General features: G+C 73.3%; 3 protein-coding genes. All 3 read right to left on the bottom strand.

Annotated features, from left to right (window positions below):
- Positions 1-82: 82 nt before the first annotated feature.
- Positions 83-8,476, bottom strand: coding sequence for a proprotein convertase P-domain-containing protein (locus LNK82_RS02265; RefSeq protein ID WP_230565208.1), 8,394 nt, complete (start codon positions 8,474-8,476; stop codon positions 83-85).
- A 199-nt stretch (positions 8,477-8,675) separates the two neighbouring features.
- Positions 8,676-14,552 (bottom strand): RHS repeat domain-containing protein, encoded by a 5,877-nt coding sequence (locus LNK82_RS02260; RefSeq protein WP_230565207.1) that lies wholly within the window; start codon positions 14,550-14,552, stop codon positions 8,676-8,678.
- A gap of 128 nt (positions 14,553-14,680) precedes the next feature.
- The gene (locus LNK82_RS02255) at positions 14,681-15,217 is read right to left on the bottom strand and encodes a hypothetical protein (protein WP_230565206.1); all 537 of its coding nucleotides are present in this window, start codon (positions 15,215-15,217) and stop codon (positions 14,681-14,683) included.
- Positions 15,218-15,240: the final 23 nt, after the last annotated feature.

Genomic DNA, 15,240 nt, shown 5'->3' with positions numbered 1-15,240 from the left:
GTTTCGGGCTCGGGTTCACCTCTCTTCGCGGCAGTGACATTGCACCATGGGGTTCAGCGCGCCGGACGGAACAGCTAGCGGATCACTCCGCACCGAACTGGAGGCTCCAGGCGTCGATCAGGCCGCCGCTGTGGCCGGTCACCACGTCCCGAACCCGCAACGCCCACGCGCCGTCGGCGGGCTCGGCCGAGGCGTCCACCCAGTACGTCTGCCGCACGTCGTCGCCGGTGTCGCCGTCGGGCACGTCCTCCAACGGGTAGGCGGTGCCGTCCGGCGCGACCAGGTCCAGGGTGAGGTCGCCCCGGTTGGGGTGCTTGACGTTCACCACGACGCGCAGGGTCGTGGGGGCGTTGCCGGTCCGGCCCTCGACGGCGATCACGCTCGTGGCCGGTGAGCCGTTGTCGGCGATCGCGACGTCGCCGGGGTTGTGGTACTTGGTCGGCGCGGGGAACGTGAGGCTCCACGAGTCGATCACCCCGACGTCGCCCAGCGCGGTGTCGGCCACGCGCAGCCGCCACGTGCCGTTGGCCGGTTCGGCCGAGGCGTTGACGCCGTAGTCCTCGACCACGTCGTCGGCGTCGCCCGCGCCGGTGAGGTCTTCGAGCGGGTACACCGTGCCGTCGGGCGCCACCAAGTCCAGCTTCAGGTCGCCCTGCTGGGCGTGCCGGACCACCACCCCCACCCGCAGCCCCGACGGCACCGAGCCGGTGATGCCCGCGATCGACACCGTCGACTCCGCCGTGCCGTTGTCCGGCACCGGCACGTCGGCGGTGTTCTCGAACCGCGTGCCCGGCGCCACGGCCCGCAGGCCGGCCAGGTGCAGGCTCCAGCCGTCGATCGTGCCCGCGTTGCCGGGCACGCCGTCGAGCACGCGCAGCCGCCAGGAGCCGTTGGCGGCCTCGGCCGAGCCGTTGACCACGTAGTTCTTGAACACGTTGTCGCCGGTGTCGGCGTTGACGAAGTCCTCGAGCAGGTAGGCGGTGCCGTCCGGGGCGACGAGGTGCAGCACGAGGTCGCCGCGGTTGGGGTGCTTGACGTCGACCGAGACGCGCAGGTTCGCCGGCGCGGTGCCGGGGACGCCGGCGACCTGGACGTAGCTCTCCGTCGCGGTCCAGCCGTCGTCCTGCAACGCCACGTCGGCGCCGTTGGCGAACTTCGTCTGCGGGCCCGGCGCGGTCGGCACCTGGTTCACCGGCGACCACAGGCTCCACCCGGTGATGTCCACCGTCCCGCTGGAGCTGTTGCGCTGCACCGACAACTTCCACACACCGTTGGCCACCTCCGCCGAGGCGTCCACCGTGAACGACCGCGCCAAACTCGAACCCCGATCGTGCACCGCATACGACGTGCCGTCCGGAGCGACCAACGCGACCTTCAGCTCACTCACCCAGTAGTACGACGTGTCCAACGTCAACCGCAGGTCGGACGGGGCGTTGCCCGGTATTCCCGCCACCCGGACCGACCCGGTGGCGGTCGCGCCCGTGGTGGTGCCGTCGACCTTGAACGGGGCGCCGGACACCTTGGGCCACGCCACGGCCGGGACGGGTGTGCCGGTGGGCGCGGCGGCCAGGCTCCAGGAGTCGACGTGGCCGGTGTCGCCCCACACACCGTCCCGGACCCGCAGCTTCCACGTGCCGTTGGCGGCTTCGCCGGAGGCGTTGACCGTGTAGATCTTGACGAGCGCTTCCGCGTCGCCCGTGCCGGTGAAGTCCTCCAGCGGGTAGGCCGTGCCGTCCGGCGCGACGAGGTGCAGCGCCAGGTCGCCGCGGTAGGTGTGGCTCAGCGCCACGGCGACCCGCCAGTCCTTCGGCGCCATCCCGGTCAGCCCGGTCACGGTGATCGGCGACTCGACGGTGGCGTAGTCGGCGATCGGGGTGTCCGTGCCGTTCTCGACGCGCCAGTCCGCGGGCAGCACGACCTGAGGGCTGGGCAGCACCTGGAGGCTCCAGCCGTCGATGGTCCCGGTGTTGCCGGTTCTGGTGTCGGTGACGATGAGTTCCCACGAGCCGTTGGCGATCTGCGCGACGCCCGGCACGGTGTAGGTGGCGAACACGTCGTCGCCGGTGTCCTGGTCGGGCACGTCCTCCAGCAGGTAGGTCGCCGCCGATCCGGGTGAGCGCAGTTGGAGCTTCAGGTCGCCGCGGTTGGGGTGCTTGACGTCCACGGCCACCCGCACGTCGTTCGCGGCGGCGCCGACGATGCCGGACACCTCGGTGTAACCGCTGGTCGACGACCAGCCATCGTCGACAACGGCCTTGTCGTCGCCGTTGGCGAACTTCGTCCTCGGCCCCGGCGCGGTGGCCTGCTGGTTGACCGAGGACCACAGGCTCCACCCGGTGATGTCCACGGTCCCACTGGAACTGTTGCGCTGCACCGACAACTTCCACACACCGTTGGCCACCTCCGCCGAGGCGTCCACGGTGAACGTCCGCGCCAACGTCGCACCCCGATCGTGCACCGTGTACGACGTGCCGTCCGGGGCGACCAGCGCGACCTTCAGCTCACTGACCCAGTAGTACGACGTGTCCAACGTCAACCGCAGGTCGAGCGGGGCGTTGCCCGGTATCCCGGTCACCCGCTTGGACCCGGTGGCGGTCGCGCCCGTAGCGGTGCCGTCGACCTTGAACGCCGACCCGCGCTGGTCCGGCCACGCCACCGCGGGGGCCAGCACGAGGCCCCACGAGTCGATCGACCCCGCCTCGCCGGTCACCGCGTCCTGCACGCGCAGCTTCCACGTGCCGGCGAACGCGACGGCCGAGGCGTCGAGCCGGAACGCCTTGGGCAGCACCGGTTTGCGGTCGTGCAGCGGGAACGTCGTCGTCCCGTCCGGCGCGACCAGCGTGACGACCAGCTGCTCGGGCTTGGCGTGCGTGATGCCCGCGCGGACGTGCACGCCGTTGGGCACGGCGCCGGTCACGCCGGTCACGGTCAGCGGGCTCTCCGCGGTCTGGAGGTCGGCCACCGGCACCCGCACGTCGGTGTTCGCGCCGCCGAACGAGGGCGAGGACAGGCTCCACGAGTCGATGAACCCGGTGTCGCCCCACACGGCGTCGCGGACCCTGAGCTTCCACACCCCGTTCGCGATCTCGCCGTGGGCGTTGGCGTGGTAGGTCTTGGCGTGGTCGTCGGCGTCCTCGGTGGTGGTGAGGTCCTCCAGCAGGTACCCGGTGCCGTCCGGCGCTTCCAGGTACAGCGCCAGGTCGCCGCGGTGCGTGTGCCTGATCGCGACGTCCACCCGCCACACCGCGGGCGCCATGCCGGTCAACCCGGTGACGGTGACCGGCGACTCGGTCCAGCCGTCGTCGGTGATCGGCACGTCCGCGGTGTTCTCCGCCTTCCACCCGGCGGGCAGCGTCGACTGCGCGCTGGGCAGCACCTGGACGCTCCACTCGTTGAGGTGGGCGACCCAGTCGTTGCGGTTGTCGGTGATCCGCAGGGTCCAGTGCCCGATGGGCAGCTGCGCGGAACCCGCCACGGTGTAGGTCTTGAGCACGTTGTCGCCGGTGTCGTCGTCGGCGAAGTCCTCCAGCAGGTAGGTCGCCGCGCCGTCCGGCGCGACGAGTTCCAGCTCCAGGTCGCCCCGGTCGGGGTGTCGGACGTCGACGGCGACGCGCACGTCGTTGGCGGCCGTGCCGGGCAGGCCGCAGGCGTAGGCCGAGCTGGTCGTCTGCCAGTTCTCGATCGGCGTGTCCGTGGCGTTGGCGAACTTCGTGTTCGGCGCGGCGGTCGAGGCCACGAAGTTGATCGGCGACCACAGCTGCCACGCGGTGACCGTGGGCGCGCCGGTGGCGCTGGTGTGCTTGAACCGCAGTTTCCACACGCCGTTCGCGGGCGCGCTCATCACGTTCACCACGTAGTGGCTCTTGAGGCCGTACGGGTCGACGGCCGGACCGCACGGGTTGGCGGACGCGGGTGGCGCGGGCGCCGCCGGGTCGTGCAGCACGTGCTCCTTGCCGTCCGGCGAGATCAGGCTGAGCTTGGTGTCCGCCGCCGAGGAGTAGGTCTTGTCGATGGTGACGTTCAGGTTGGTCGGCGCCTTGCCGGGGATGTCGGACACGGTCACCGAGCGCTCGGTCGTGGTGTTGCCGCCGACCGTGAACCCGGCGCCGTTGATCCGCCGCCACGGCGCGGAGTGGGCGGGGGCGTCGCTCACGGGCGCGCTCAAGCCCCAGCTGGTGATCGAGCCGGTGTCACCGAGGACCTTGTCCTCGACCCGCAGCTTCCAGTCGCCGTTGACCATCTCGCCGGAGGCGTTGAACGGGTACCTCTTGTCGAAGTCGTCCACGTCGCCGGTGCCGGTCAGGTCTTCGAGCAGGTACTCGGTGCCGTCCGGGGAGATCAGGCGCAGCACGAGGTCGCCGAGGTAGGTGTGCTTGAGCTTGACCGACACCTCCAGCGTGCTCGCCATGTCCGGCGTCAGGCCGATGACGGTGACGACGCTCTCCGCCGTCGCCAGGTCCGCCACGGGCTTGGGCGAGTTGTTGTACGCGACCGGCACGCCGAGGCCGCTGAGCCCGAACACCTGCGTCGGCTTCGCCGCCGCGGCGCTCACCTCCACGTCGTCGACCGTGCCCGACAGGTGGTCGATCGACCCGGCCGCGCCCTGCGCCCGGCCGACCACCAGGCCCCGGTCAGAGCGGACGCCCCCGACGTGGGGCGCGGTGCGCTGGAGCCTGCCGTTGACGAAGATCTGGAGCTGGTCGTCGACGGCGTTGTGGACGCCCGCGACGTGCGTCCACTCCCCCAGCCTGGGCGTGGTCGTGGCCAGGACCGCGCCGTCGGGCACCGTGCCGCCCGTCGCGGTGTCGCCCGCGACCGTGAACGCCCAGGCCCTGGCGTCCTTGTCGTAGTGCAGGCGGAAGCCGCTGCCGTTCGCGCCGTCCTGGCTGATCACGGTCTGGTGGCGGTCGAGTGCGTCCAGCTTCACCCAGGCGGACGCGGTGAAGCTCGCGTCCGTGCCGATCACGGGTCCGGCCGTGTAGGCGTGCCCGGACGTGCCGTCGAAGCGCAGCCCGCCGCTGCCCTCCTTCCGGCCGGAGGCCCAGGACGCGCCGGGCCACAGCGCGAGGGTGTGACCGTGGCCGGTCGCGTCGGCCGTGCTGTCGTCGAGGGCCCACTTGCCGCCCTGGTCGATCCGCTCCGGCGCTTGCGCCAAGGCCCTGACCTCGCCCGCGGCCAAGGCGCCGGGCACGATCCGGACGTCGTCGACCTGCCCCGGCCAGAAGTCGGTGTGCCAGCCGTCGTTCTTCGCGCGCCCCACTTGCAGCGCGCCACCGGCGTACCAGGTGCTGCGGTGCGGCTTGGACGCCGCCTGCCTGCCGTTGACGTACAGCGTGAGCGTGCCCGCGGCGTGGTCGTAGACGCCGGTGAGGTGGGTCCACACGCCGAGCTGCGGCGCCGCCGGTGCGATCACGTAGCCGTCGCCCCCGCTGCCGTCCGCGTCGACGGCGCTCATGCCGAAGCCCCAGCCGCGCGGGTAGTGCGAGTAGCCCAGGACGAAACCGCTGTCGCGCACCCCGTCCTGGCTGACCGCCCACGCCCAGTCGGTCGGGTCGTCCAGCTTGACCCACGCGGAGGCGGTGAAGCTGTCGAACGCGCCCTCCGGCGACCGCGCGGCCACCGGACCGCCCGCGTGGGCGTGCCCGTCGCGCCCGTCGAAGCGCAGCGAGGACTTGCCGGTCCGGTCCGGCGCCCACGACGTGCCGCCCTGCAACGCCAGCACGTGGCCGCTGTCGCGATCGGTGGCGGTCGGGCCGGCGCCCTCGTCCAGCGCCCACTTCGCGGTCGACCCCAGCGCCGGGCCCGCCATCCGCTGCCGCACCTCGAACTCCGACGCGGCCCACGGCAGCAGCTGCAGCTCGTCCAGGTCGCCCGGCCAGAAGTCCTCCGCCTGGCCGCCGTAGCGGGCCCGGCCGAGCGCGGTGGGCCCGGAGGCGTACCACGTGCTGCGGAACCCGGTCCGCGCGGCGAGCTGCCCGTTGACGTAGAGGGAGACCGTGCCCGCGGCGTGGTCGTAGACACCCGCCAGGTGCGTCCACACCCCCAATTGCGGCGAGGCGATCGACGTGGCGCTCACCGGTGCCCGCTCGGCGGTGTCCGAACCGTCCATCTCGAACTGCCACGACCGCGGGTAGGAGTTGTACTTCAGCGCGAACCCGCTCTGGAGGTCGCCGTCCTGGCTGATCACCGCCGCCCACTCCGACGGCCGGTCCAGCTTCACCCAGGCCGCGGCCGTGAAGCTGCCGAACGTGCCCTCAGGGGTCCGCGGCGCCACCGGGGCGCTGGTCACGGCGTGGGCCGCCGTGCCGTCGAGGCGCACCGCGCCGGCGAGCTTGTTGGCGCGGTCCTTGGTCGACGTGACGGCGCCGGAGATCGTGGCGTCGAACCTCGGCTGCCCGGCCAGCTCCTTGGTGTCGACCAGCTTGCCGCCGGACACCGAGTCCGCCTTCCAGTTCCCGTAGGGGGTGCCGGCCGTGGTGGCGATGCCGACCATGAACTGGTAGGTGGTGCTCTTCGCGGACCTGTTGCCCGCCCGGTCGACGCTCTTCACCGAGACGACGTAGGAGCTGAAGGACGACGTGGCCGGGATGTCGGGGGTGAACGCGACGGTGGCGCGGCCACCAGGGGCATCCGCGTCGACCTTGCGGTTCTCCACGGCCGAGATGTACCCGATGCCGTACTCGAAGGAGACCACGTCCGGGTCGCCTCCCGCGTCGAACGTCAGCTGTCCCGCGGTGAAGACGGGCGGGCCCGGCGCCGGCTTCGGCGGGAACTGCGCCGACGAGACCGCGGGCGGCGCGCCGGGTCTGGCGGTGTCCACGGTGAACCGGCACAACGCCTGCCCGGCACTGCTGTCGACCTTGTCGTCGGCCACGGCGGCGAGGGTGTAGGTCGTGCCGTGGCGCAACGCCTTCTCCGGTGGCACCACCGCCTTGCTCCGGCCCGGACCGCTGTAGGAGCCTGCCACGCTCGCCGCGTCCGACGGCGTGGCGCCGGTGCCCTCCCACCACCGGTACACCGCGCGGATCTGCTGGCCCGCCCCGGCGTCCGCGTCGGCGACCGTGGCGGCGAACTCCGGTGTCGGCGTGTTCACCACGACGGGGTCGGCTCCCGTGCAGGGCTGGTTCGCCACGGTCACGTCGGTCGCGGCCTCGGGCACCGTGTTGTAGGTCGCGGCGATGGACAGCAGCGGGTTGCTCTCGCTCCCCAGTCCCAGCTCGGGCACCGGTCGGTTGAGGAACTCCTTGGCGGCGTACGAGGTCGCGTCCTCGCGGGCCTTCAGCGCCAGCGTGGTGGTGGGCCACCGGTTCTCCGCGGCCTCGGCCATCAGGTCCTTGATGTCGAACCCGATCTGCTGGTGCTCGCACCCGGCGTCGTAGCCGTGGGCGGAGGCCACCTCGGCGGCCTTGCGGTGGAACGGGGTCGCGTCGCCCCAGGTCGTGGTGGGGCTGATCGCGCCGATGTGCCACAGCTCCACCGGCTGCGGTTGGCAGGACTCGGCCCACCACTCGAAGATCCGGAACGTCGCGGTCTTGACCCGCTTGCCCGCGAGCCACGCGCTGTCCATCTCGAAGTACGACCGCCAGCGGGTGTCGTCGCCACGGGCGCGACCCACCCGCGGGAGGTGCGAGGAGTCCCAGTACGCCGCCTTCGCGCCGGTGGTGGGGTTGTGGGACAACAGCACCCAATGCCGGTTGCGGCCCCAGTCCGGGCCGTTCACCGACAGCGGGTAGGTCGTGGTCGGGTCGGACAGCTGCGCCTCGTCCAGGCGCAGGGTGACGGCGTCGTCGGTGACGTCCCACCGCGCGGGCGCGGTGGTGTCACCGGCCGACTTCCAGGCCTGCTCGCCGGCCGCCGCGGGTTCGGGGGTGATCTCCTCGGCGGCCACCGCCGTGGCGGCGGGCGCACCGTCGCCGTGCAGGCCGAACCTCAGCTCCCGCAGCCGCGGGTCGCGCACGGCCGCGGGGTCGCGCACGACCACCGATTCGGAGAACCCGGTGGACGTGGCGGTCAGCGCCAGGTCCACGCCGGGCAGGAGGTCGCGGTAGGTGGCGGTGGGGCCGTCGAGCACCGGCGGCGGCAGCGGCGCCGCCCAGTCCAGCCCGGTGACCTCCTCGCCCGCGCCGGTCCTGGCCAGCGGCGCCGAGCCGCCGCCGGAGAACGCGACCGGCACGGCCGCGACCTTCGGCCCGACCGTCCCGTCCGGGCGGGTGACCAGCGTGGTGTCGACCGGCGCCCAGCCGGTCGCGGTGTGCGCCCGGACCGGCTGGTCGTAGGCGGTGGCGGTGAAGTCGCCCTCGGGGTTGGCGACCACCTCCACGTTTTCCGTGCCCAGGGCGTCGACCTCGACCGGCTCGCCGGTCGCGCGCGCCTTCGCCGACGCCGATTCCTCGGCGGACACCGGCGCGGCGGCCTCCGCCCGCGGCGCCTCGGGGCGGACCGCCCCGGTGACGCAGGTCAGCAGCAGCACCGCCACCGCGACGACCGCACGTGCGCGAGGTCGGGCGGCGTCGTGGGGGGGGGGGGCGGGGGGGGGGGGGGCCCCCCCCCCCCCCGGGCCCCCCCCGGGGGGGGGGGGGGGCGGCCCGGCCCGGGCGAGTGGGCCCCCCCCCCGGGGGGGCCACGACGCGAGCCGGGTTGGGCCGCACCGGTGGCGGAGACCATCGCCGGTGCCCTCACTTCTTCTTGGCGGAGCTCTTCGAGCTGCTCTTGGTCTTGGTCGACTTGCCCGACTTGCCCTTGGACGAGTGGGCGGGCCCCGCCTTGCTGTTGGTCTTGGAGCCGCTCTTGGACGTGTAGAGCCCGGGCGGGCTGTAGCCCTCGACCTTGCCCGGCTTGGTGTCGCACGGGTTCCACGGCTTGCACAGGTCGTACTCCCAGTACTCGCGCTCCTCCATGTCCCAGGCCACGTTGTCGAACTCGCCGACCTCGTAGTCGTCGCTCACCGGCCCGAACGGGGCACCCCCGCCGCCCCAGCCGGTGCCGATCGCGTACCCGCCGCCGTAGGACGGCGACTTGACCGGGGTGTAGTGGCAGGTGCGCACGGCGCCGTCGGTCCGGCAGTCCACCCGCCACGAGCCCTCGCCCGGGCTGTGCACCGGGTAGCCGTCGGGCGTCGTGTACCCCGTCGGGTTGGCCGCGGGCGTGGTGGGGATCGGCGGCAGGTTCCCGCTCGGCGGCGGCGTGCTGTAGCCCGGCGGGACCTTCGGCGACCACCCGCCGCGGCTCTCCAGGATCTCCCTGATGACCTCGCCGACGTCACCGGACGCGCCCCGGGTCTCCAGCGCGCCCGCGGTCGGGTGCGGTGTGTAGAGCAGGCGGGTCCCGGCCACGTCGTCGTTCCAGCGGAACGCGGTCAGCGCGCTGTCCCACGTGATCGGCTCGGTCTGCGGCGCGAGCAGGAGCCGCGCGGTGAGACCGGTGGGGTCGGCGTGGCTGACCGGTGAGTTGCCCGCGTAGGCGTAGCCCTGCAACTGCTGCGGGTCCTCGGCGTTGAGGATCGGGTCGGCCGAGGCGAACGCGCCGATCGCCGGGTCGTACTCGCGCGCGCCGAGGTGGACCAGGCCGGTGGAGGCGTCGTCCGTGCCGCCGACGAAGCCCTGCTCGCTCGGCCACGTCGGCGTGGCGCCGCGCGGCGCGCCGTACGGCAGCCGGCGACGGGTCGTGACGGCCAGGTCGTCCGCGGCGATCACGGCGCCCGCCGTGCCCGCGTGGTCGTCGGCGAGCCAGCTCAGACCCGCGCCGGTGCGCACCGCGACGACCGCGCCGTCCACGCCGTAGTGACGGGTGGCGGTGAGCGCCCCGCTGTCGCGGTCCAGGCGCAGCTCGGTGTCGCCGAGGTAGAGCGTGCTGGCCTCCGGGTCGTGGCGCAGCAGCCGGTCGCCGTCGGCGTCGTACTCGAACGTGGTGACCTGCCCGCCCACGTCGACCCGGGCGAGCCTGCCCTCGGCGGTCCACGACAGGACCTGCCCGGGGCGGCCGACGGTGTTGCCCGCCGCGTCGTAGGTGTAACCGTCCACGACGGACCCGGTGGTCACCGAGGTGACGCGGTGCGGCCCGGCCTGCCCGACCGGCGGGTAGGCGTAGTCGCGGGTCGTGTCCCCGCTCGCGGCGTGGTGCACCTCGCGGGTGCGGTTGCCCGCCGCGTCGTAGCCGTACGTGTGCCAGTACGGCGCGGGGCCGCCCAGCGCTCCGGTGCTCGGCCCGGCCGCGCAGTCGGAGGTCGTGGTCCACGCCTCCACCAGGCGGCGCAGCGCGTCGCCGCGGAAGCACTGGGTGTCGCCGGAGGCCACGTCGGTGCTGGAGACGATGTTGCCCGCCGGGTCGTGGCCCAGGGCCAGGTCGACGGCGACCTCGCCGGTCTCCAGCTCGGTCTTCAGGCCGGTGGGCCTGCGGGTGGCCTCGTCGTAGGTGTACGAGCGCATGACCCGGTCGCCGAGGATGCGGTAGCCCAGCCCGCCCACGGCGGTGTGACCGGTCGCCGTCACGTACCGCGCGAGGTCCGAGCCCAGCGTGGCCACCTGGCCCAGCGCGGTGTACCCGGTGGTCAGGGTCTCGGCGGGGAGGTCGCCGACCGCGGGCAGGCCGGTGCTGACGAGCGCGCCCGCCTGGTCGCGCGTCTCGGTGACCTCGTAACGGCCGGCCAGTGCGCCCTCGCTCGCCGGGACGGTGACGGCCGTGCCGGTCGGCAGGCCGAGCGCGTCGTAGCCGGTGACCTCGGTGCGGTACTGCGCGCCGTCGGTGTGCCGGATCGCGGCGGCCGGTTCCCCGATGCCGCCGGGCAGCGCGTCGAAGGTCCACTCGGTGCGCCGGTCCGTCCCCTCGGACACGCCGGTGCGGCGTCCCAGCGCGTCGTAGGTGTGCGTGAGCGTGGCGCCGCGGGCGTCGGTGACGCTCGTCAAGCGGTCCTCGTCGTCGTAGGTGCTGGTGGCGACACCCTTGTCCGGGTCGTCCACGCGCACCTGCCTGCCGCGCAGGTCGTGCTCGAAGCGCCAGGTGTTGCCCGCCGCGTCGGTCACCGAGGACCGCTTGCCTGCCTTGGTGTAGCCGTAGCGGGTGGTGTGGTGCTCGCCGTCGGGGCCGTCGCCGGTGTACTGGCGCAGTTCCACCACGCGGCCGCGCACGTCGGTGACGGTCGTGGTGGGCGTGCCGCCGGCGGGCGGGTCGACGCTGACGCGGTCGCCCTCGTGGCGGTAGGTCGTGCGGGCCCGCTCCACGCCGTAGGACCGCAGCACCTCGGCGGCCGTGCGGCCCGCGCCGTCGTGCTCCACGACCTCCTGCGACGGCACGTCGGCGTCGTCGACCACCAGCAGCGACGTGCCCGGCTCCTCGGCGTTGTAATAGGCGGCGTTGGTCTTCGAGGCACGGCCGTGGCTGTCGTACAGCGTGTCGGTGACGATCCGACCGCCGACCGGCGAGGGCTCCTGCGTCTGCCGCTCGCGCAGCAGGCCGTCGTGCAGCGCGTAGCTGGTCAGGTACTGGCCGGAGCCCAGCAACCGGTGCGTGGTCACGACGCTGGGCGCGTCGGCGCGCACCAGGTACTCGTAGCGCGCGGTGGGCGGCTCGGTGCTCGGGCGGCCCGGTCGCCACGCGGCGGTGAGCCGGCCCAGCGGGTCGTAGGTCTGCTCGCCGCGGCGGCCGTTGGCGTCGACGGTCGCGACGACCCGGCCGCGGGCGGGCTCCAGCTCTTCCACGCCGGTGTGGCCCAGCGCGTTCGTCGTGATCACCGCGGTGACCGGACCGCCGGTCGCGGGCGTGTACGTCGTGGTGGTGCGGGCGCCCGTGGCGTTGTCCGCGGTGACCACGCGGCCGTGCGCGTCGTGGGTGGCGCGGGACGTGGTCACGTACACCGGTCGGTCGCCGTCCCACGACGCCAGTTCCTCGGTCCGGGTGACGTCACCCTTGGTGGGCGGCGTGTCGGTGCTGTCCGCGCCGTCGTAGGCGGTGCGCTCGTCGGAGACCACGTCGGCGGGCGCGAACACCTGCGTCGGCTGGTCGTCGCACGGCACGCTCGCGGTCGTCACCCGGTTGGGCCGGTCGATGATCCACGCGTCGGTGTTGCGGGCGTAACCCGTGACGGTGCACAGGTCGTCGTCGGGCACGGCCACGTCACCCAGGTCGTGGACCTTGGTCACGGCGCCGTAGCCGTCGTAGCCGGTCGTGGTCTCCGACATCCGCGAGCCGCCGCCGGGCAGCGGGGTGCGGGTCTGCACCGAGTCGACCTTGAGGATGCGGGCCTCCAGCGGGCCGCTCTGCCGCCGGCGCACGGCGGTCGGTTCGGACAGCCACGGCTGTTGGAAGCGCGCGGAGACCTCGGCGCCGGTGACGGCGTCGCGGACCACCGTCTCCCGGGCGAACCCCGCGTAGCCGGGCTTGTCCTCGAACTGCTTGCCCTGCGAGTCCTCGACCTTGACCTCACGCGTGCCGCCGTCCAGCAGCACGTCCCCGTCCATGCCGCGAAGGAACAGGTGCTCGGTCAGCGTGCGCGGGCCGTCCGCGCCGCCGGTGGACACGCGCACCTTCTGGAAGCCGCGCCACGCGCCCCAGGTCTTGAACCGGTCGGGCACCAGCTCGGCGGCGTCGTAGTGCCAGGCCGCGCCGTCCTCCACGTACTCGTACCGGGTGACCGCGTGCGGCGCGCCGCCGACCCGGTCCACCTCGGCGACCTCGGCCACCACGTACTTGGCGAACCACCCCAGTTGCGGCGAGGACAGGCCGGCGGGCAGCCAGAACGACGGGAAGCACTTCTCGGCGTTGGCGTCCTGGCGCGGCAGCGACCCGGGGTCGCAGGTGTCCTCCAGGTAGCGGACCTCGGTCGAGCCGCCGCTCTCGTTGTGGACGCGGGACAGGCGCCACTTGTTCATCGGCTCGTGGTCGTGGCTCACCGCGACGCGGTTGGGCAGGCGGACGCCGTCGAACAGCAGGGGCGGCGTGGTGGCGGTGCCGCCGACGTGGCCCGTGCGGGTGAGGGCGCGCAGCCACAACGTCGGGCTGGTGTGGTCCTCGGTGGCCGGGAAGACGTGGTCGAGCCGCCAGGAGTCCACGTCGGCGAACCCGTCGCCTGAGCGCACCTGCGTGGTGATCGACTCCAGCCTCGTCGTGCCCCAGAAGCTCGGTCCCGCCGCCGCGCACCCGCCGCCCGCGCAGGCCAGGTCCCACGGCGTGTCCGGCCAGTCACCCGGCTTCGACGGTTGGCAGGACGAACCGGGGATGCAGCGCGGTGCGCTGGTGAACACGACGCGCGCGGTGGGCTCACCGCCCGCGCGGTGGCCGTAGTCGATGCGGGTGGGGTGCCCGGCGCGCACGTACGGCGTGGCGTTGCCGGCGACCCCGGCGCGGCCGTAGTGGTTGATCTCGGTGTCGTAGTAGTAGGACACCTGGTCGCCGTGGGTGTCCGTGACCAGGTCGAGGTTCCACCGGTAGCCCTGCCGGCACCAGGACGTGTCGAACGACGGCCCGTGGCACGGCTCGCCCGCGTCGTTGCCGAACACCGGCGCCGTCCAGACCGACTCGGCCGCGCCGGCGGAACCGAACGAGTACCGCGTGCCGTCCGGGCCGGTGACCAGCCAGTGCTCGCCGTTGTCGTCGCCGTTGGCCGCGCCGGTGCGCAGCTCGACCCGCCAGCCCTCGTCGTCGGCCACGCGCCAGTGGTCGCGGCCCGCGTCCCAGACCAGCTCGCCGGTCAGGCCGGGCAGCACGACGTGCGCGGCCTGCCGGTCCCAGCACAGGTCGCCCTTGCCGGGTTCGCCGTCCTCCTCGCAGGGTTCGTAGGTGCGCTCGATGAAGCCGGGTTCGTAGGAGAACCCCTCGCCGATCCAGGAGGCCTGGTTGTTGGTCGACGCGGTCCGCCCGTCCACGACGCCCGAGGAGTAGGACAACGCCACCTGCGGGGTCGGGCCGGGCGCCGGGGGCACCTCGATCGGGTGGTTCCAGGAGAAGTCGCCGGACTGCACCCCGACCGCCCAGGTCGCCGAAGGTGCCAGCGAGGTGGGCGTGAAGCTGCCCGAGTCACCCGACGTGCCCGCGGTCAACGCGTAGGTGGTGCCGCGCACGGGCGCGACCCTGGTCCCGTCGGGCCCGGCCGACCGCCCACCCGCCGTGCCGCCCGCCACCTCGACGTGGACCTTCCCCGCTGCGACGTCGTTGCGGGCGGGCACGACCCTCCCGGTGGCGACGTCCACGACCCGCAGCCGCGACGCGTAGTCACCGCCGAACGCGTGGCGCATCCCGGAGTAGTCCACCTCGACCGCCACGGGCGCCCCGGCGCGTCCGACCCGGAACAACACCCCGTTCCCGCCCTGCTCCAGGACCTCGACCGCCCCACCCCGTGCCGTGGCGGACACCTGCTGCTCCGGCGCCTTCGTCACGGCCGCGGCGTCGACCGCCAACCCGGGCACCGGCGCGCCGCCCGCCACCTTCCCCACCACCGACCGCGTGCCGGGCAGCTCACCCCACCCGTCGGGCCCCGCCACGGCGGGCGGCACGACCACGAGGGCCCCACCCAACGCCAACGCCGTGCCCCGCGCCACCAGACGTCTCCACGCTGCACCCATGCGAGCTCTCCTCAGGCGACCACCGGCCGAACCCGGCACCCGGCACCAGCCTGGTTCCCGCCGCCCCCGTTCGGCGAGGTGTTCGCACGGGGTCGAACGAATCCGAACAGCAGAACGGGCGGTCTGCGCTACACACCGGTCCGGGAGGAAAACCGGAAGAGCACGCAGACGTCAACTCCCCGCAGCTCGGGTGACCACTGTTCGGTGCGGTCGATGCCGATGCCGATGCCGATGGCGTCACCGGAGATGAAGTACGGCGCCTCGTCGAGTCCCACCGCAGCGGGCCACGAGCGGAGCAGGTGGTCCTTCACGACCATGAATGCGCCCCAGTCAGGTGAGAAGTCGGTCCGGTAGAGGAACACTTCCTCGCTCGGGATCTCACCCAGCAGCGCCGTGACCCGATCGAGCGCAGCCGCAGTGGGCACGACTTCGACGATGACATCGAAGGTCGACTGGCCGCCCTCGCCCGCACGTAGTGCAGCGCCGTACCTGTCGACCAACTCGTCGAAGAAGGCAAGCAGCTCCTGAGACTCGGTCGTCCGCACCGGTTCCGAGGACAACCAGGACCACCACCGGGCTACCGCGGGCGCCGATTCGGCCCGCCGTGCTCGGCGCTGCACTGCGGCCTTCCTCCGAATCAGTTCTGCCCTGCGATCGGCATCCACCAAGGACTCCCATCACCGTTTCG

This window comes from Saccharothrix luteola (assembly GCF_020859565.1).
GTDB classification, from domain to species: Bacteria; Actinomycetota; Actinomycetes; order Mycobacteriales; family Pseudonocardiaceae; genus Actinosynnema; species Actinosynnema luteola.
This window is presented reverse-complemented; position numbering and strand designations above follow the sequence as displayed.